The organism is Streptomyces sp. CO7 (assembly GCF_053474865.1).
The window spans coordinates 1-457 of the sequence record NZ_JBRIOU010000100.1 but is presented as its reverse complement, the minus strand read 5'-3'; the positions used below and the strand labels follow the sequence as shown (position 1 = coordinate 457).

The 457-nt window shown below is 43.1% G+C and carries 1 protein-coding gene; it reads right to left on the bottom strand.

What is annotated here, in order from left to right; all coding sequences use genetic code 11:
- A partial coding sequence (locus ACOV8S_RS31305) for a PTS lactose/cellobiose transporter subunit IIA (protein ID WP_448321864.1) occupies positions 1-294 on the bottom strand: 294 nt, incomplete at its 3' end.
- Positions 295-457: the final 163 nt, after the last annotated feature.

Here is a 457-nt window from a genome sequence, read left to right as displayed (position 1 = left end):
AATCATTTCGATGGCAAGCAGATGAATGGTCTCTGTTGTGAGCATTTGATCTTCTGCATGTATCAGCAGTAAAGAAAAGGGAAGCTGCTCACCTGCCGCCTCTTTTTGGATCAGCGACAAGTGCAGGTTGTGGATGCTTCGAAACGCTTCCTCCCCTTTTTCAATCAACTGCTGTGCTTTTTCAAAATCATCAGCTCTTGCTAGACGAATCGCTTCAACATAATGACTTCTTGCCTCGCCTGCATGAGCAATGATTTGAAAGGCTGCTCCCTGCATTTCCTCTAATACCGTCATCTGCTTCTCCTCCAATTACTTAAGATTCATTTGCTAGTTTCAGAGCATGCTCTAGTATTTTTTCTCCGTTCGCTGTTCCGTATAATCTCACATTGATGACATCAACAGGTATTTGGTAAGGTGCCGCTGTTTTTTCTGCTGCCTTTTTCATAAAGCTTACTTG